This is a genomic window from Pseudomonas lactucae, from assembly GCF_036688725.1.
GTDB classification, from domain to species: Bacteria; Pseudomonadota; Gammaproteobacteria; order Pseudomonadales; family Pseudomonadaceae; genus Aquipseudomonas; species Aquipseudomonas lactucae.
In genome coordinates, this window is the sequence record NZ_JAQQPT010000034.1 from 35,488 (window position 1) to 52,023 (window position 16,536).

The window sequence follows — 16,536 nt, forward strand, 5'->3', positions numbered from 1 at the left end:
CGTGAATCAGTGCGATTTCTTTGAAGTCGACGTCCCGGCGTTACTCAACCCTTTCGCGTTGTGATCCCCTGGTGTCGACGTCGAGATCGCAGTCGCTTTGGCAACGCCACGCGTATCTTTGGAATGGGCGATGCCTGAAGTCGTCGAACCATGACCGCGATCACTGCCGTAGCGGTTTCCGCTTTCGCCACGGTCGCGAACCGCCTTGCCGGCGTGATCGCTGCTCAGCCCATTGCCACGGCCGTTACTATCGGAGCTGCCGTGATCCGACCCGCTGTGACCACCGCCGTTACCGCCGCCATTACCGCCTCCGTTGCCACCACCACCACCCTTCGCATAGGCGGAGTTCATGATAGAGAGGTCAGCCGGGAGTAACGGGGCTGCTGCAAACATCATGGCGCAGGACAGGACTGCAACGAGACTTTTATTCTTGAAAAGCATGATAGCTTCCGTAGGTTTAATGGGGCGTATGGTCAGACGCGTTGGCCCGCCGAGAGTTCAAGTCATGCGACCGATGGAGGGGGAGGCGGCGAATTACTGCGGGGGTGGAACTGGGAAGAGATGTCTGGGTTTCATGAGGTGCGAGCGTCGTCGCTGTATATTTAGGTTTTTACGCGGACATGAAAAAGCCCAACCGTTACCGATTGGGCTAAGTCATTGAATAATATGGTCGGGACGGAGTGATTCGAACACTCGACCCCTAGCACCCCATGCTAGTGCGCTACCGGACTGCGCTACGCCCCGACTAGGCGTGTTACTGGGTTTGCTTCGCAACGAAGCGATCAGGAATATACCGCAAGCTTTTGAAATGTGGAAGTATTTTAAAAGCCTGTATCACTTCTTCAGCACAACCAGCACATCTTCGAGTTCGGAGATCATCTGGCGGATCAGTTGCTTGTATTGGGTGGTGTCGTCTTTGGCTTCATCACCGGACATGCGCTGACGCGCGCCGCTGATGGTGAACCCCTGGTCGTACAGCAACGCACGGATCTGTCGGATCATCAGCACATCCTGGCGCTGATAATACCGACGGTTCCCGGTGCGTTTGACGGGGTTGAGTTGAGGAAACTCCTGCTCCCAATAGCGCAGCACGTGCGGTTTTACCGCACATAGCTCGCTGACTTCACCGATGGTGAAGTAGCGTTTGCCTGGGATGACGGGTAGCTCGTCGTTATGACTTGGTTCCAGCATAAGCCTCAACTCGGGCCTTCAACTTCTGCCCTGGACGAAAGGTGACCACACGGCGAGCCGTGATCGGGATTTCTTCTCCCGTTTTTGGATTGCGGCCAGGCCGCTGGCGTTTGTCCCGCAGATCGAAATTGCCGAAACCGGACAATTTGACCTGTTCGTTGTCTTCCAGAGCGTGTCTGATCTCTTCAAAAAACAGCTCGACCAATTCCTTGGCCTCGCGTTTGTTCAGACCCAACTCTTCGTACAGACGTTCCGCCATCTCAGCTTTCGTCAAAGCCCCCATACGTCACTTCCTTAACGTGGCGTTTAACCTTTGTTCAAGCGAGGTGAGGATATTTTGTGTCGTGGTATTCACCTCATCGTCATTAAGAGTGCGCGATGGATGCTGCCAGGTCAAGCCAACTGCAAGGCTTTTTCTATGCGGATCAATACCTTTACCCTGATAGACGTCAAATAGCCTGAGGTCTGTCAGCCATTCCCCTGCATTTTCACGGATTACATCCAGAACGGCAGTGGCGGCAACTTCACGGTCGGCAATCAGGGCCAGATCACGCCGCACTTCAGGGAAACGCGACAACTCGCTGAATTTCGGCATTTTGCCCGACGCGACTTCCGCCAACACCAACTCGAAAACGAAGACTGGACGGTCCAGCCCCAGGGTCTTCGAAAGCTCAGGGTGAATGGCGCCCACAAAACCTACCAAACGACCTTCGCGTTCGATACGCGCAGTCTGGCCTGGATGCAATGCGGGATGACTGCCAGGCACAAAAGTGAAGGCATCCAACGCGCCGGCGAAGCCCAGCACCGCTTCCACGTCAGCCTTGACGTCAAAGAAGTCCACGGCGTCGCGGCCTTGTGCCCAACCTTCAGGCAGGCGGCTGCCGCAAACCACGCCTGCCAGCATTGGCTCTTGTTTCAAGCCATCGAGTTGACCGACGAAACGCAGGCCGCTTTCGAACATGCGCACGCGATCTTGCTGACGGTTCAGGTTGTGAGACAGCGCCTTGACCAAGCCTGGCCATAGCGACGAACGCATGGCCGCCATGTCATTGGAGATCGGATTGGCCAGCAACAGCGGCTCAACGCCTGGGTTGAACAGCTCGAATTGCTTTGGATCGATGAAGCTGTAGGTCACTGCTTCCTGATAGCCACGCGCAACCAACAGGCGACGCAATTCAGGCAAGTGAGCGCGCGCTTCGGCCTTGGGCTGCGGCGCCAGACGTGCTTGCGGGTAGCGAACCGGCAGGCGGTTGTAGCCGTACAAGCGAGCGAGCTCTTCGATCAGGTCGACTTCCAGGCTGATATCGAAGCGATGACTTGGCACTTCAACGTGCCACTGCCCTTCCCCGCCAACAGAGATGGCAAGCCCCAGGGCCGACAGCAGTTGCTCGATCTCAGCAGGCTCAATCACCAGGCCGAGCATCTGCTCAACGCTTTTGGCACGCAGGGTGATTGGCGCAACGGACGGCAGGTACTGTTCGTTGACGGTCTCGGTGATAGGACCGGCTTCGCCACCAGTGATTTCCAGCAGCAGGCCAGTAGCGCGCTCCATGGCTTCACGGGCCAGCTTCCAGTCCACGCCACGTTCATAGCGGTGCGACGCATCGGTGTGCAGGCCATAGGAACGGGCCTTGCCCGCGATGGCGATCTGGTCGAAGAATGCGCTTTCAAGGAACACGTCACGGGTGGTCGCGGACACACCGCTGTGCTCGCCGCCCATCACGCCGGCAATGGCCAGGGCGCGCGAATGATCAGCGATCACCAGGGTATCGGCGCGCAGGGCCACTTCCTGGCCATCGAGCAGCACCAGCTTTTCACCTTCTTCGGCCATGCGTACGCGGATGCCGCCGTTGATCTCGGCAAGGTCGAACGCGTGCAGCGGTTGGCCCAGTTCCAGCATGACATAGTTGGTAATGTCGACGGCGGCATCGATGCTGCGCACGTCGGCACGTCGCAGACGCTCAACCATCCACAGCGGAGTTGGCTTGGACAGGTCGACGTTACGGATTACACGCCCAAGGTAACGTGGGCACGCATTGGGCGCGAGCACTTCGATCGAACGCACTTCGTCGTGCACCGCCGGCACAGAGGCAACCACCGGACGGGTGACCGGGGCGTTGTACAGCGCGCCCACTTCACGCGCCAGGCCGGCCAGGGACAGGCAATCGCCGCGGTTCGGCGTCAGGTCGACCTCGATGCTGGCATCTTCCAGCTCCAGGTAAACGCGGATGTCCTGGCCCACCGGTGCGTCGCCCGGCAGTTCCATCAAGCCATCATTGCCCTCGCCCACCTGCAGTTCTGCCTGGGAGCACAGCATGCCATTGGATTCAACGCCACGCAGCTTGGCCTTCTTGATCTTGAAATCGCCTGGCAGTTCAGCACCAATCATCGCGAACGGGATCTTCAGACCCGGACGCACATTCGGCGCTCCGCATACGACCTGAAAGGTTTCGGCGCCATTGCTGACTTGGCATACACGCAACTTGTCGGCATCGGGGTGCTGCTCGGTGCTCAGCACCTCACCCACGACCACGCCGCTGAAAACACCGGCGGCCGGCGTAACGCTATCGACCTCAAGGCCGGCCATCGACAGACGCGCAACCAGCGCGTCGCGATCCACCTGCGGGCTTACCCAGCCGCGCAGCCATTGTTCACTGAATTTCATCCTGCTCTCCTAAAGATTCGTTACGACTAGCGAAATTGCGCGAGGAACCGCAAGTCGTTGTCGAAGAACAGACGCAAGTCGTTCACGCCGTAACGCAGCATGGCCAGACGCTCAACGCCCATGCCGAAGGCAAAGCCCGAGAACTCTTCCGGATCGATACCGGACATGCGCAACACGTTGGGGTGGACCATGCCGCAGCCCATCACTTCCAACCAGCCGGTCTGCTTGCAGACACGGCAGCCTTTACCGCTGCACATCACGCATTCCATGTCGACTTCAGCGGACGGCTCGGTGAACGGGAAGAACGAAGGGCGGAAACGCACCGCCAGCTCTTTTTCGAAAAACACCCGCAGGAATTCTTCGATCGTGCCCTTGAGGTCGGCGAAGTTGATATCGCGATCGACCAGCAGGCCTTCGACCTGGTGGAACATCGGCGAGTGGGTGATATCGGAGTCGCTGCGGTACACACGGCCTGGGCAGACGATGCGGATCGGCGGCTTGTTCGCTTCCATGGTGCGGACCTGTACCGGCGAGGTATGGGTGCGCAGCAACATGTTCGCGTTGAAATAGAAGGTGTCGTGCATCGACCGGGCCGGGTGATGGCCTGGGATGTTGAGCGCCTCGAAGTTGTGGTAGTCGTCTTCGACCTCAGGGCCTTCGGCGATGCCGTAGCCAATATGAGTGAAGAACTGTTCGATACGTTCCAGAGTCCGGGTGATCGGGTGCAGACCGCCCGAAGCCTGGCCACGGCCAGGCAAGGTGACATCAATGGACTCGGCGGCGAGCCTGGCCGCAAGATCGGCCTCCTCGAGCGACGCCTTGCGCTCATTGAGAACCTCGGTGACGCGCTCCTTGGCAACGTTGATCAGCGCGCCGACCTGCGGACGCTCTTCAGCCGGCAAATTCCCCAGGGTCTTCATCACCTGAGTCAATTCACCTTTTTTGCCAAGGTAGTGAACCCGGATTTGCTCCAGGGCATTGATATCTTCAGCGCTTTGCACAGCCTCAAGAGCTTGGGCAACGAGCGCGTCCAGGTTTTCCATGTACAGACTCCAGATACAAAATAGGGGAAGAGCTTGAAGGCTCTTCCCCTATTTATGACGTTTACCACCTTGGGCTACAGGAGTAGCCCAGGGTGACTGTCGGGGGTACTTAAGCCAAGGTGGCTTTAGCTTTCTCGACAATCGCAGCAAACACCGCTTTTTCGTTCACGGCCAGTTCAGCCAGAACCTTACGGTCGATTTCGATGGACGCTTTTTTCAGGCCAGCGATGAAACGGCTGTAGGACAGACCGTTAACACGTGCACCAGCGTTGATACGAGCGATCCACAGAGCGCGGAACTGACGTTTTTTCTGACGACGGTCACGGTAGGCGTATTGGCCAGCCTTGATTACCGCTTGCTTGGCAACACGGAATACGCGTGAACGCGCGCCGTAGTAGCCTTTAGCAAGTTTCAGAATTTTTTTGTGACGCTTACGGGCAATGACGCCACGCTTTACACGAGCCATGAGTTACTTCCTCTATTCTTGATCCAAAAATTAACGAAGGCGCAGCATGCGCTCGACTTTTGCCACGTCAGACGGATGCAGCAAGCTGCTACCGCGCAGTTGACGCTTACGCTTGGTCGACATTTTGGTCAGGATGTGGCTCTTGAAAGCGTGCTTGTGCTTGATACCGTTAGCAGTTTTCAGAAACCGCTTAGCAGCACCACTTTTAGTCTTCATCTTTGGCATGTTCGGATACTCCGCATTCAGTTGATAAACATAATCAGAAGGCCTGCCGTGCCCTGTTGATTACTTCTTCTTTTTCGGGGCGATGACCATGATCAGTTGGCGTCCTTCCATCTTAGGATGCTGTTCGACCGAACCGTACTCGAGCAGGTCAGCTTCAACCCGCTTGAGGAGTTCCATCCCCAGCTCCTGGTGGGCCATCTCACGGCCGCGGAATCGCAAGGATACCTTGGCCCTGTCCCCATCACTCAGGAAACGTACCAGGTTGCGCAGTTTTACCTGGTAATCCCCTTCCTCCGTCCCTGGACGAAACTTGATTTCTTTTACTTGAATCTGCTTCTGGTTTTTCTTCGCCGCAGCAATCTGCTTCTTCTTCTCGAAGATCGACTTGCCGTAGTCCATCACCCGGCAAACAGGCGGGACTGCGTCGGCGGAGATTTCCACCAGGTCCAATTTGGACTCTTCAGCGATACGAAGCGCTTCATCAATCGAGACGATGCCAATCTGCTCGCCGTCAGCGCCAATTAACCGAACCTCGCGTGCCGAGATATTCTCGTTGATCGGGGCTTTCGGTGCAGCTCGTTTATCTTGTCTCATTTCACGCTTAATAATAATTACTCCGAATCTGGGCGACCACGCCGGGAAACCGCTTGCGCGAGGAACTCAGCGAACTGGGCGACGGGCATCGAGCCCAGGTCAGCACCTTCACGAGTACGCACAGCGACAGTCTGCATCTCGACTTCCCGATCTCCGATAACCAAAAGATAGGGAACCTTGAGCAAAGTATGCTCGCGGATTTTAAAGCCGATCTTTTCATTTCTCAAGTCGGACTTGGCACGAAATCCGCTTTCGTTGAGAGTTTTTTCAACTTCAGCGGCAAAATCTGCCTGTTTATCAGTGATATTCATGATCACTGCCTGGGTCGGAGCCAGCCACGCAGGGAACGCGCCCTCGTAGTGCTCGATCAGGATACCGACGAACCGTTCGAACGAGCCGAGGATCGCCCGGTGCAGCATAACCGGGTGTTTGCGGCTGTTGTCTTCGGAAACGTATTCGGCTCCCAGACGGATCGGCAGGTTAAAATCGAGCTGCAGGGTACCACACTGCCAGACGCGACCAAGGCAATCTTTCAGCGAGAACTCGATCTTGGGACCGTAGAAGGCGCCCTCGCCCGGCTGTAGATCGTACGCAAGGCCCGCGCTGTCGAGCGCTGCGGCCAGTGCCGCTTCGGCGCGATCCCACAGCTCGTCGGAACCGACACGTTTTTCCGGACGAGTGGACAGCTTCATTTCGACTTCGGTAAAGCCGAAATCGCGATAAACGTCCATGGTCAGCTTGATGAACGCGGCGGATTCGGCCTGCATCTGCTCTTCGGTGCAGAAGATGTGGGCGTCATCCTGAGTGAAGCCGCGCACACGCATGATGCCGTGCAGCGCACCCGATGGCTCGTTACGGTGGCAGGCACCGAACTCGGCCAGGCGCATCGGCAATTCGCGGTAGCTCTTCAGGCCTTGGTTGAACACCTGCACGTGGCATGGGCAGTTCATCGGCTTGATGGCGTAGTCGCGGTTTTCCGACTGGGTGGTGAACATGTTGTCGGCGTAGTTGGCCCAATGCCCGGATTTCTCCCACAGGCTGCGGTCAACGACTTGTGGCGTCTTGATTTCCAGGTAACCGTTTTCGCGCTGAACCTTGCGCATGTACTGCTCAAGCACCTGGTACAGGGTCCAGCCGTTCGGGTGCCAGAACACCATGCCCGGCGCTTCTTCCTGGAGGTGAAACAGGTTCAGGCGCTTGCCGATCTTGCGGTGGTCGCGTTTTTCGGCTTCTTCGATGCGCTGGATGTAGGCCGCCAGCTGCTTCTTGTCAGCCCAGGCGGTGCCGTAGATCCGCTGCAGTTGTTCGTTTTTCGCGTCACCACGCCAGTAGGCACCGGACAGCTTGGTCAGCTTGAACGACTTAAGGAAGCGCGTATTCGGCACGTGCGGACCGCGGCACATATCGACGTATTCTTCGTGGTAATACAGACCCATGGCCTGCTCGTCCGGCATGTCTTCCACCAGACGCAGCTTGTAGTCCTCGCCACGGGCGGTGAACACGTCGATCACTTCGGCGCGTGGGGTGACTTTCTTGATTACGTCGTAATCTTTTTCGATCAGCGCGTGCATGCGCTGCTCGATGGCCGCCAGGTCGTCCGGCGTAAAAGGACGCTCGTAGGCGATGTCGTAATAGAAGCCTTCGTCAATGACCGGGCCGATCACCATCTTCGCGGTGGGGTACAACTGCTTGACCGCATGGCCAATCAGGTGCGCGCAAGAGTGGCGAATGATCTCCAGCCCCTCTTGATCCTTGGGCGTGATGATTTGCAGGCTGGCATCGGAAGTGATCAGGTCACTGGCGTCGACCAGTTTGCCGTCGACCTTGCCGGCCACGGTGGCCTTGGCCAGGCCGGCACCAATGGATGCGGCGACCTCGGCTACGGAAACCGCATGATCGAATGAACGTTGACTGCCGTCGGGAAGAGTAATAGTTGGCATGGCGCCTCCTCTCCTAGTGGTGACCCCTACCAAAGGTCACGTGGGTTGGGATGAGCCAGTACAAGATCCAATACCAGGCCGTTCAAATGATGAACGCCTGCCTTACAGCGGCAGGAGCCTTTCGGCCAACCGATAATCGAACCAGAGTGACTGGAGTGAGCTGAAAAGAACATGGCAAGGCGGCAAATGGCGCACCCGTAAGAGCCAGGGCAACGATGCTAGCACAGATGAACGGTCATCGCGCCGACGCCCACTGATGCGAAGACAAAATAGCGGCAAAAGTGAACTTGGGCTGTACGCAAGCCCTCAAACCCACTGAGAATCGCCGTTCGTCCTCGACCCAAAGGAGCATCCTCATGATGCGTTTTACCTCTACCCTCGCTCTAGCCGCTTCCCTGACCCTGCTTTCCCTCGGCGCACACGCTGCGGCCCCGTCGAACTGGCCTGCCGGTGCCCGCGACAGTTTCGTCAAGGATTGCAGCGCGGCCGCCAGCCAGAACGTGGATGCCAAGACCGCCAAAGCCCACTGCGAATGCGGCGCCGACAAGATCAACGCTGAATTGAGCACCGCCGAAATCAAGGAGCTGATGACCAATCAGAACGCCAGCCCTGAGCTCAAAAACAAAGCTGTAGCGGCTATTTCTTCCTGCAAAGTCGTGAAGAAAAAGTAAGAACGACCCGCGATCAGACGGATTTTCAGCCGTAAAAACAGCCTGAAAACTGCCATTTCTCACAAATTACGCAGCTTTTACGGCTTTTTTTACCAGCTGATATTTCGTGCGAAAGCCCCGTAAATCGGGGCTTTCAGCCAACACAGCCCCTAAACGCAACGCTATTGATTAGCAAACAGTGCCTTGGGGGGGCTCCCAAGTCGAACATTTCGACTATGATAGCCCGGTGTGCCCAGTTGGCCTGAGCAGCACAGCACTACTGAAAATATATGTTTCTTGGAGATACACCATGTCTAATCGCCAAACCGGCACCGTTAAATGGTTCAACGATGAAAAAGGCTTCGGCTTCATCACTCCTCAAGGTGGCGGTGACGACCTGTTCGTACACTTCAAAGCTATCGAAAGCGACGGTTTCAAAAGCCTGAAAGAAGGCCAAACCGTTTCCTTCGTGGCTGAGAAAGGCCAAAAGGGTATGCAAGCTGCACAGGTTCGCCCAGAGTAATTTCTGCGCCGATCTAAAAAACCCCGTCCATGTGACGGGGTTTTTTATGGGCGCTGCAAAAGCCTGGAAGCGATCAGCCGCAATTGACGCGCGTAATCACCAGATTGTCGTCGGTATTGAGATTGAGGCGATCGGAACGGTATTCCAGCGTGATCATATCGTTGGGCTTGAGGATCCGCGCGTTCTGCGCACCGGCACGAGTACGGGCCTGTTCCAGCAACTGCGGCGAAGCCTTCTGGCCGACGGTGAATTCGGCGGCCTTTGCCTCACAGCGGCTATGGCCGGCGTCGGTCACGGTGGCGTCTTTGCCTGGCTCAGAGGCACCCGGGGTGCTGCAACCCGCCAGGGCGAGTGCTGCCAACAAAGTACCGAATGATGCGAGCTTCCAAGGCATGAAGCCTCCTAATGATAAAAAATGGACAGAGATCGTGCGACAGCGGTCTGATAGATTGGTTTCAAGACGTAAACCGTCGATGGGCAAGTCTGCCTGAGTCTCGACAGGCATTCGCCCAGTCAATCGTGACCAGATATGAACGTAATCAATAGATATCAATGTAGTCAAAGGCAGGCTTTGGCCAATTCTGCTTCAGCGCGTTGAAAATCTGCATGACCCAGACCTCGTCGCTGGCGGCCACGTTACCGACATAGCCGGAGCCCTTGGCCCAGGTCTCCAGACGGAACAGCAGGCCGCCGATATCAGTGCCGCCCACTATCCCGGAAGAAATATAGGCGATACCCGCCTTGGTGACACGCAATTGAGTATGTTGATCGTCGCTGGCGCTGGCGAGCAATTGACGCACGTTATCCAGGGTCAGGTTCTCGGGATTGTTCAAATCGATCTGCACGCGGTGTTCCCCGGCCATTAAACAATGGGCCAGTGTCGCACAGCGCGGGCCTCACTTCGAAACACTTCATGCCTAAGTAGCAGTGCCAAACACTGCGCAAAATGCTTAACTGCGCCCGTTAGAGCCGCATTCCAGCGCATTGCCCCGCATTTCTACCCGTGAGACTTTCATGACCACCGTAACGCTCCAAGCCGATATCAAAGCCAAATGGCCCCTAGGACAAAGTTCCTACAGCCCCGGCAGCCCGGAAGAATTGGCGATCATCGGTATCGACCTGCTGGTCAAGGAACTGGGCACTCAAGCCGCGCAGGCGTTCATAGGCCAGGTATTCGAGAAATACCCGACCGATCACCAGGGCGCGCACAACCCCGAGCGCGGATAAGAGCCGGTCGACGAGCGCCGACCGGCAGGGGATTTACTTCAGGCGCGCCAGGCGTTCGGTCAGCAGATCGAAAAAGCCCTGGGCGTCGCCGCTTTCAACCCAGAATGCGTTCTTCGGCTGTTTCAGGCCATCGTACCAATCAACGATGGTTTGGCCGAAGGTCGGGCCTTCGCGACTGTCCACCACGACGTTGACCTCACGCCCGCTGAACAGCGATGGCTTGAGCAGGTAGGCAACGACAGTGGCGTCGTGCACAGGCCCTCCCGGGATACCGTAGTGCTCCATGTCCCCTTTGACGTATTCGTTGAGAATATCGCCAACGATCTTGCTCGCGTTATTCTTGATATCGGCGATCTGCTTAAGCCGCGCCTCACTGGTCAAGACCTTGTGGGTCACGTCCAGTGGCAGGTAGGTCAGCTTGACGCCGCTCTTGAGCACAATCTCGGCCGCGATCGGGTCGGCGAACAGATTGAACTCGGCCACCGGCGTGATATTGCCACCGTTGAAATGCGCGCCGCCCATCACCACCACTTCCTTGATGCCCTGGGTGATTTCCGGGTCCTGAGTCAATGCCAGCGCAAGGTTGGTCTGCGGACCGAGCATGGCGATCGTGATGCTGTGAGGTTTGGCTGCGCGAAGGGTCTTGATCAGGTAATCAACCGCGTTACCCTCGGCCAAGCCCTTTTTGGGTTCGTGCACGGCCACACCGGAAATGCCTTCCTTGCCGTGGATATTCTCGGCATAGATAGGTTTGCGCAGCAGTGGCGCCGGGGCACCGCCGTATACCGGGATGTCCTCGCGCCCCGCCCACTCGCGGGCCAGGCGCGCGTTGCGCGAAGTCTTGTCCAACCGCACATTGCCGGCCACGGTGGTCAGCGCACGGATGTTCAATTCGTCCGCAGAGGCCATGGCGAAGAGCAAGGCCACTACATCGTCGGCGCCTGGGTCGGTGTCGATGATCAGATCGATTTTTTCCGCCGCTTGGGCGCTGGCTGCTGTGAGCGCGGACAAAAGCAGGACACTCCGAAACAGATTTCTCAGGATGGGAAGACCACGTTGCATAAAACACTCCTTGTCGTTGGGGAACTCTAGAACGTTACGCCGGACACCAGCGCGATATTGCAATAAGGCTGGCATTCGCCCGTGCGCACAACGGCCCGCGCCTTGCGGCTGAGCTGCTTGAATGCGTCATGACTCACCAGACGCCGCTCACCGAGGGCAGCCTGGTCGGTCAGGGTGTTCAACTCAGCCAATGCGGGCGGCTGCTTGTGCAGGATTTCTTCGGCCAGCACGTGGCTTTCAACCTGCATTTCACTCAGCACAACACGCAGCGTGCCGATGAAGTCAGGAATGCCCTGGGTCAATGCCAGGTCAATCAATTCGACACCCGGCGGCACCGGCAGACCGGCATCGCCGATCACCAGGATATCGCCGTGCCCCAGGGAGGCGATGACGCGCGACAGGGCAATATTGAGCAGCGGAGTCTTTTTCATGGCACAAAACCTTGTACGTCGAGCAGCGTAGGAATGGAGGGTTGCGCACCGGCGCGAGTGACCGACAGCGCCGCCGCGACCTGGCCGAAACGGATGGCCTCCGCTTCGCTCTTGCCATTGGCCAGCGCCGCGCAGAAGCCGCCGACAAACGTATCGCCGGCGGCAGTGGTATCCACGGCCTGGACCTTGGGCGCAACCAGCTGTTCAAAACCCTGGCCATCAGCAAACAGCGCGCCTTGGGCCCCCAGGGTGATGATGACTTTGCCGGCACCCGCCTTGATCAACTCGGTTGCCGCACGCTTGGCGCTGTCGAGTGAGTCGACGGTCACTCCACTGAGCGCGGTGGCTTCACTTTCGTTGGGAATCAGGTAATCGATCAAGGCGTACCACTCGGCGGGCAGCGGACCACTGGCCGGCGCCGGGTTGAGGATGACCGTCTTGCCCAGTTCGCGACCGCGCTTGAGGGCATACCCCACGGTGTCCATCGGCACTTCCAGCTGGCAGACAATTACCTGCGCCGCCTGCAACACCGCGTCAAACGCCTGCAGCGAGGCTGGCGTCAGTTCACCATTACTGCCGGCGACGATGACAATGGCGTTCTGGCTGCTGTCATCCACCACGATCAAGGCGACGCCACTGGAGCCGTCCACGGTACTGACCGCCTGGCAATCGATGCCTTCCACCCGCAACGCATCCCGCAGTTGAGCGCCGTATGCATCGGTACCGACGCAACCGATCATTGCCACTTCGGCCCCCAGGCGAGCAGACGCGACAGCCTGGTTGGCGCCCTTGCCGCCCGGCACTGTCGAGAACGTCTGGCCGATCAGGGTTTCACCGGCACGGGGCAACCGGCTGGCGCGGGTGACCAGGTCCATGTTCAAGCTGCCTATAACCACTACTTTTGCTGGCATACATCAATACTCATCAATTCGGTTCAGCGGTATTGGGCGAACGCACCGGCGACGGGCGCCGTCGACTCACGCAATACGATGCTCGGCGTCACGATCCGTTGATCGATCGGCAGTTGGGGTGTTGCGATTCGTCGCAGGAGAAGCTCGGCCGCCGTCTCGCCCAGTTGCAGGATCGATTGCCCGACCGTAGTCAGCGCCGGGTACACATAACGGCCCATTTGAATGTCATCGAAACCGATCACCGACAGTTCGCCGGGCACGCGGATATTACGCTCCGCAGCCGCACGCAACACGCCGAAACCAATCATGTCGTTGCTGGCAAAAATCGCGCTGGGCGGGTTCTGCGCCAACAGCTGCACAGCGGCGGCGTAACCGCCGGTGCTGGTGAAATCACTTGCCTGGATGCGATGGGCCGCCACGTCGATACCCGCCTCGCGCAACGCACGCTGATACCCCGCCAGACGCATCTGCGCCACGCGGGTATGCGCCGGGCCGCCAATGCAGGCGATGTCACGATGCCCCAGCTCGAGCAAGTGCCGGGTCGCCAGGTAGGCGCCCTCCTCGTGATCGATACGGACCAGGTCGACATCAATCCCATCCAGTGCCCGGTCGACGATCACCATGGGCGTGCGCACCGCGCTCAAGCCTGCCGCCAACCCACTGTCGTCGCCGCCCACCGAGGTCACGATCAGGCCGTCGATGCGTTTTTCGAGCAACACGCGCAAATAGCTGCGCTGCTTTTCTGCGTTGTCGTCGGAGTTGCACAGGATCACGCAGTAGCCGTTACGCTCACAGTAATCCTCGATGCCGCGCGCCAACTCCGCGAAATACGGGTTGAGGCTGTTGGGCACCAGCAAACCGATGGTCGCCGTAGTCTTGGCCTTGAGCGAGCGCGCCACCGCACTGGGCACGTAGTCGAGCTGCTTGATCGCGGCTTCAACCTTGATGCGTACCGGCTCGCTCACAGGGCGCGTCTTGTTCACCACGTGGGACACCGTGGTGTAGGAAATACCTGCAAGCGCTGCCACATCCTTGATCGTTGCCATGGCTCAGCCCCGCCGACTGGCGCGCTGGCTGCGGTAGGTATCGAGGACCACGGCAATCACGATCACCGCACCGGTGATGATGCGTTTGGTCGGCTCCGTGGCACCGATTTGCGCCAGGCCCGCGGCCAATACCGAAATAATCAACACACCGAAGAACGTACTGATCACCGAGCCACGCCCGCCCATCAAACTGGTGCCGCCGATCACCACCGCGGCGATCACTTGCAGCTCCAGGCCGGAGCCGGCGTTCGGGTCCGCCGCTTCGAGTCGCGAGATCTGGAACAACGCCGCCACACCCGCGAGCAGGCCCATGAGGCTGAATACTAGGATCTTATAAGGCTTGGGATTGATACCGGCCAGGCGCACGGCTTCCTCATTGGTGCCGATGCCGATCAGGTAGCGACCGAATACCGTACGCGTCAGCACCAGTTGCGCAGCGATGATCACCAGCAACGCGATGATAAAGGATGGCGAAATACCGAACGCAATCGGGTTGGACAGCCAGGCGAACGAATCACCGATATAGGCCGTGCGCGAACCGGTCATCTGGTACGCCACGCCACGGGCCATTTCCAGCACGCCCAGGGACACGATAAACGAAGGGATGCGCCAGGCCACAGTGATCGAACCGGTAAGGGTACCGGCCAATGCCGCACAGCCCATGCCGAGCACGGCGGCAGGCAACACGCTCCAGCCCCAGCTCAGGATCGCCACGCTGACCGCCGATGCCGCCAATGCCAGCACCGAGCCGACCGACAGGTCGATGCCGCCGATGATCAGGATGAAGGTCATGCCAACCGCCAGCACCATCAAGTCCGGAATCTGGTTGGCCAGGGTGCTGAATGTGTCGTAGGACAGGAAGTGGTCGCTGAGCACCGAGAACAGCGCGATCATCGCCAGCAACGCGCCCGCCAAGCCCAGGTAGGTGCCCAGGCCGTAGAAGTTGCCGCCAGTTTTACCGGGGGAAGTTGTGGTTTTCATGGGGTATTCCTAGGCGCGGCATCGTTGAGCAGCGCATCACGTTTCTGATAGCCGGCAAACGCGGCGGCGAGCAATTCGTCCTGGGTCCAGCTGTCGCGCTCGAAGGTGTCGATCAAGCGACCGGCAGACAGCACACCGATGCGATCGCAGATCAGCATGAGCTCGCGCAGGTCGCTGGACACCACCACCAACGCTTTGCCCTGGCGGGTCAGTTCACCGAGCAAGGCATAAATGTCGAACTTGGCACCGACGTCGATACCACGCGTCGGCTCATCGAACAGCATCACCTGGCAGTCGCGCTCCAGCCAGCGGCCGATCACGACTTTCTGCTGGTTACCGCCCGACAGCTCGGACACCAATTGCGCCGGGCTGGAACTGCGGATGCGCATGGCGTCGACCTGACGCTTGGCCAGCGCGGTTTCGTCACGGCGGTTGACGATGCCGCCAGCGGAAATTTCCGGCATGTTGCCCAGCGCGATATTCGCACTGATGGATTGGGTCAGCAGTAAACCTTCGCCCTTGCGGTCTTCGGTGATCAGAGCGATGCCATGGCCCACCGCGTCCACCGGCGAGCGGATGCTCACCACCTGCGCCGGCGAGCCCAGGGCGACAGTGCCGCTGTCGGCCTGGTCGGCGCCGAAGATCAGGCGCAGCAATTCGGTACGGCCAGCGCCAATCAGTCCGGAAATGCCATAGATCTCGCCGGCACGCACTTCAAAGGAAACGTCGCAAACCTTGTCCGAGCGGGTCAGGCCTTTGACCGTCAAGGCCGGGCCACCGATGGTCCGGGGGCCCAGGTCGATGTGTTCGCCCAATTCGCGGCCGACCATCAAGGTCACCAGCTGCTCGCTGTTGTAATTGGCCATCGGCTCGACACAGACCAGCTTGCCGTCACGCAGTACCGCAATGCGTTGCGCAACACGCGCCAATTCTTCGAGCCGGTGTGAAATGTAGATGATCGCCACGCCGCGGGCCTGCAGGCGGGTGATTTGCTCGAACAGCATCTCGACTTCACGGGCCGTGAGCATGGCCGTGGGTTCGTCGAGGATCAGCACATGGCAGTCGCCGATCAGGTTGCGGGCGATCTCGACCATTTGCTGGTGACCAATGCCCAGGCTGCCGACCAGGGTGTCCGGGTCGATGGCATCCAGGCCGACCTGGGCCATGGCCTCGATGGCGGCCTTGCGCAGTTGCTTGCGACTGATCCAGCCAGCGCGGCTGGGCAGGTTATGCAGGAACAGGTTTTCAGCCACGGTCAATGTCGGCAGCAGGTTGAGTTCCTGCATGACCATGCGCACGCCGAGCTCTTCAGCCTGGGTGCGGCTGGCGGGACGGTAGTCCTGACCATTGAATTGCATGTGCCCGGTGGTCGGCACGACCAGCCCGCCGATGATTTTCGACAAGGTACTTTTGCCTGCGCCGTTTTCACCGGTCAGCGCCAGCACCTCCCCACGGTTGAGCGTGAGGGTGATGTCGGACAGAACCGGTTGGGCATAGGTCTTACCGATACCGCTGACCGAGAGGACAGCGTTCGGGGCGGAAGATGACATAGGAAAATCTCCAGGCGTCCGCCCAGGGCGA

General features: G+C 58.7%; 20 protein-coding genes and 1 tRNA gene. 3 read left to right on the forward strand and 18 right to left on the reverse strand.

From position 1 onward, the window contains the following. Positions 1 to 6 precede the first annotated feature (6 nt). The 10 genes from V6M90_RS28870 to thrS all read right to left on the reverse strand — a co-directional run bounded on the left by V6M90_RS28870 (position 7) and on the right by thrS (position 8,124). On the reverse strand, positions 7 to 441 hold the full coding sequence (locus V6M90_RS28870; RefSeq protein WP_080547106.1) for a hypothetical protein: 435 nt from the start codon (positions 439 to 441) through the stop codon (positions 7 to 9). 226 nt (positions 442 to 667) lie between these two features. Beyond that, positions 668 to 744 (reverse strand) — tRNA-Pro (locus V6M90_RS28875). Between the two features lie 90 nt (positions 745 to 834). Then, the gene (locus V6M90_RS28880; RefSeq protein ID WP_003174972.1) at positions 835 to 1,191 is read right to left on the reverse strand and encodes a MerR family transcriptional regulator; all 357 of its coding nucleotides are present in this window, start codon (positions 1,189 to 1,191) and stop codon (positions 835 to 837) included. Then, entirely contained in the window at positions 1,172 to 1,474 is a 303-nt protein-coding gene (gene ihfA / locus V6M90_RS28885) for an integration host factor subunit alpha (protein ID WP_002553164.1), read from the reverse strand. The genes V6M90_RS28880 and ihfA overlap by 20 nt, the downstream gene beginning before the upstream one ends. Before the next feature lie 3 nt (positions 1,475 to 1,477). Beyond that, entirely contained in the window at positions 1,478 to 3,856 is a 2,379-nt protein-coding gene (gene pheT, locus V6M90_RS28890; RefSeq protein ID WP_003174973.1) for a phenylalanine--tRNA ligase subunit beta, read from the reverse strand. A gap of 26 nt (positions 3,857 to 3,882) precedes the next feature. After that, the gene (gene pheS, locus V6M90_RS28895; protein WP_003174974.1) at positions 3,883 to 4,899 is read right to left on the reverse strand and encodes a phenylalanine--tRNA ligase subunit alpha; all 1,017 of its coding nucleotides are present in this window, start codon (positions 4,897 to 4,899) and stop codon (positions 3,883 to 3,885) included. A gap of 109 nt (positions 4,900 to 5,008) precedes the next feature. After that, positions 5,009 to 5,365, reverse strand: a complete 357-nt coding sequence (rplT, locus tag V6M90_RS28900; protein ID WP_003174975.1) for a 50S ribosomal protein L20 — start codon at positions 5,363 to 5,365, stop codon at positions 5,009 to 5,011. Positions 5,366 to 5,395: 30 nt separating this feature from the next. After that, the gene (rpmI, locus tag V6M90_RS28905) at positions 5,396 to 5,590 is read right to left on the reverse strand and encodes a 50S ribosomal protein L35 (RefSeq protein WP_002553160.1); all 195 of its coding nucleotides are present in this window, start codon (positions 5,588 to 5,590) and stop codon (positions 5,396 to 5,398) included. A gap of 60 nt (positions 5,591 to 5,650) precedes the next feature. After that, positions 5,651 to 6,202, reverse strand: coding sequence for a translation initiation factor IF-3 (gene infC / locus V6M90_RS28910; RefSeq protein ID WP_169850653.1), 552 nt, complete (start codon positions 6,200 to 6,202; stop codon positions 5,651 to 5,653). Beyond that, positions 6,202 to 8,124, reverse strand: coding sequence for a threonine--tRNA ligase (gene thrS / locus V6M90_RS28915; protein WP_003174977.1), 1,923 nt, complete (start codon positions 8,122 to 8,124; stop codon positions 6,202 to 6,204). The genes infC and thrS overlap by 1 nt, the downstream gene beginning before the upstream one ends. A 356-nt stretch (positions 8,125 to 8,480) precedes the next feature. On the opposite strand from thrS, the gene V6M90_RS28920 reads away from it, so the two are divergent. Together V6M90_RS28920 and V6M90_RS28925 are read left to right on the forward strand one after the other, a co-directional pair. Then, positions 8,481 to 8,795, forward strand: a complete 315-nt coding sequence (locus V6M90_RS28920) for a hypothetical protein (RefSeq protein ID WP_003174978.1) — start codon at positions 8,481 to 8,483, stop codon at positions 8,793 to 8,795. A gap of 289 nt (positions 8,796 to 9,084) precedes the next feature. Further along, positions 9,085 to 9,297: a cold-shock protein gene (locus V6M90_RS28925; protein ID WP_003179963.1), complete on the forward strand. Its 213-nt coding sequence runs from the start codon at positions 9,085 to 9,087 to the stop codon at positions 9,295 to 9,297. A 73-nt stretch (positions 9,298 to 9,370) separates the two neighbouring features. Here V6M90_RS28925 and V6M90_RS28930 read toward each other — a convergent pair whose 3' ends face one another. Both V6M90_RS28930 and V6M90_RS28935 read right to left on the reverse strand, forming a co-directional pair. Beyond that, on the reverse strand, positions 9,371 to 9,691 hold the full coding sequence (locus V6M90_RS28930; protein ID WP_003174980.1) for an I78 family peptidase inhibitor: 321 nt from the start codon (positions 9,689 to 9,691) through the stop codon (positions 9,371 to 9,373). Between the two features lie 145 nt (positions 9,692 to 9,836). After that, complete coding sequence (locus tag V6M90_RS28935; RefSeq protein WP_003174981.1) at positions 9,837 to 10,142, reverse strand: hypothetical protein; 306 nt, start codon at positions 10,140 to 10,142, stop codon at positions 9,837 to 9,839. Between the two features lie 169 nt (positions 10,143 to 10,311). Here V6M90_RS28935 and V6M90_RS28940 point away from each other — a divergent pair, with 169 nt between their 5' ends. After that, entirely contained in the window at positions 10,312 to 10,524 is a 213-nt protein-coding gene (locus tag V6M90_RS28940; RefSeq protein WP_003174982.1) for a hypothetical protein, read from the forward strand. A gap of 33 nt (positions 10,525 to 10,557) precedes the next feature. On the opposite strand, the gene V6M90_RS28945 is transcribed toward V6M90_RS28940, so the two are convergent. The 6 genes from V6M90_RS28945 to V6M90_RS28970 are packed head-to-tail and all read right to left on the reverse strand — an operon-like array spanning position 10,558 to position 16,505. Further along, positions 10,558 to 11,586 (reverse strand): nucleoside hydrolase, encoded by a 1,029-nt coding sequence (locus tag V6M90_RS28945; RefSeq protein ID WP_332847609.1) that lies wholly within the window; start codon positions 11,584 to 11,586, stop codon positions 10,558 to 10,560. 26 nt (positions 11,587 to 11,612) lie between these two features. Continuing rightward, the gene (gene rbsD / locus V6M90_RS28950; protein WP_003174984.1) at positions 11,613 to 12,017 is read right to left on the reverse strand and encodes a D-ribose pyranase; all 405 of its coding nucleotides are present in this window, start codon (positions 12,015 to 12,017) and stop codon (positions 11,613 to 11,615) included. Further along, a complete protein-coding gene (rbsK, locus tag V6M90_RS28955) occupies positions 12,014 to 12,928 on the reverse strand; it encodes a ribokinase (protein ID WP_003174985.1) in 915 nt (304 codons plus the stop codon). The genes rbsD and rbsK overlap by 4 nt, the downstream gene beginning before the upstream one ends. A 23-nt stretch (positions 12,929 to 12,951) precedes the next feature. Next, positions 12,952 to 13,974: a LacI family DNA-binding transcriptional regulator gene (locus tag V6M90_RS28960; RefSeq protein ID WP_003174986.1), complete on the reverse strand. Its 1,023-nt coding sequence runs from the start codon at positions 13,972 to 13,974 to the stop codon at positions 12,952 to 12,954. A 3-nt stretch (positions 13,975 to 13,977) separates the two neighbouring features. After that, the gene (locus V6M90_RS28965; RefSeq protein ID WP_003174987.1) at positions 13,978 to 14,955 is read right to left on the reverse strand and encodes an ABC transporter permease; all 978 of its coding nucleotides are present in this window, start codon (positions 14,953 to 14,955) and stop codon (positions 13,978 to 13,980) included. Next, entirely contained in the window at positions 14,952 to 16,505 is a 1,554-nt protein-coding gene (locus V6M90_RS28970) for a sugar ABC transporter ATP-binding protein (RefSeq protein ID WP_003174988.1), read from the reverse strand. The genes V6M90_RS28965 and V6M90_RS28970 overlap by 4 nt, the downstream gene beginning before the upstream one ends. Between the last annotated feature and the right edge of the window lie 31 nt (positions 16,506 to 16,536).

Coding starts and splice junctions, on each gene's coding strand:
- V6M90_RS28870 (WP_080547106.1), bottom strand. CDS start 441: ATGCTTTTCAAGAATAAAAGTCTCGTTGCAGTCCTGTCCTGCGCCATG.
- V6M90_RS28880 (WP_003174972.1), bottom strand. CDS start 1,191: ATGCTGGAACCAAGTCATAACGACGAGCTACCCGTCATCCCAGGCAAA.
- ihfA (WP_002553164.1), bottom strand. CDS start 1,474: ATGGGGGCTTTGACGAAAGCTGAGATGGCGGAACGTCTGTACGAAGAG.
- pheT (WP_003174973.1), bottom strand. CDS start 3,856: ATGAAATTCAGTGAACAATGGCTGCGCGGCTGGGTAAGCCCGCAGGTG.
- pheS (WP_003174974.1), bottom strand. CDS start 4,899: ATGGAAAACCTGGACGCGCTCGTTGCCCAAGCTCTTGAGGCTGTGCAA.
- rplT (WP_003174975.1), bottom strand. CDS start 5,365: ATGGCTCGTGTAAAGCGTGGCGTCATTGCCCGTAAGCGTCACAAAAAA.
- rpmI (WP_002553160.1), bottom strand. CDS start 5,590: ATGCCAAAGATGAAGACTAAAAGTGGTGCTGCTAAGCGGTTTCTGAAA.
- thrS (WP_003174977.1), bottom strand. CDS start 8,124: ATGCCAACTATTACTCTTCCCGACGGCAGTCAACGTTCATTCGATCAT.
- V6M90_RS28920 (WP_003174978.1), top strand. CDS start 8,481: ATGATGCGTTTTACCTCTACCCTCGCTCTAGCCGCTTCCCTGACCCTG.
- V6M90_RS28925 (WP_003179963.1), top strand. CDS start 9,085: ATGTCTAATCGCCAAACCGGCACCGTTAAATGGTTCAACGATGAAAAA.
- V6M90_RS28930 (WP_003174980.1), bottom strand. CDS start 9,691: ATGCCTTGGAAGCTCGCATCATTCGGTACTTTGTTGGCAGCACTCGCC.
- V6M90_RS28940 (WP_003174982.1), top strand. CDS start 10,312: ATGACCACCGTAACGCTCCAAGCCGATATCAAAGCCAAATGGCCCCTA.
- V6M90_RS28945 (WP_332847609.1), bottom strand. CDS start 11,586: ATGCAACGTGGTCTTCCCATCCTGAGAAATCTGTTTCGGAGTGTCCTG.
- rbsD (WP_003174984.1), bottom strand. CDS start 12,017: ATGAAAAAGACTCCGCTGCTCAATATTGCCCTGTCGCGCGTCATCGCC.
- rbsK (WP_003174985.1), bottom strand. CDS start 12,928: ATGCCAGCAAAAGTAGTGGTTATAGGCAGCTTGAACATGGACCTGGTC.
- V6M90_RS28960 (WP_003174986.1), bottom strand. CDS start 13,974: ATGGCAACGATCAAGGATGTGGCAGCGCTTGCAGGTATTTCCTACACC.
- V6M90_RS28965 (WP_003174987.1), bottom strand. CDS start 14,955: ATGAAAACCACAACTTCCCCCGGTAAAACTGGCGGCAACTTCTACGGC.
- V6M90_RS28970 (WP_003174988.1), bottom strand. CDS start 16,505: ATGTCATCTTCCGCCCCGAACGCTGTCCTCTCGGTCAGCGGTATCGGT.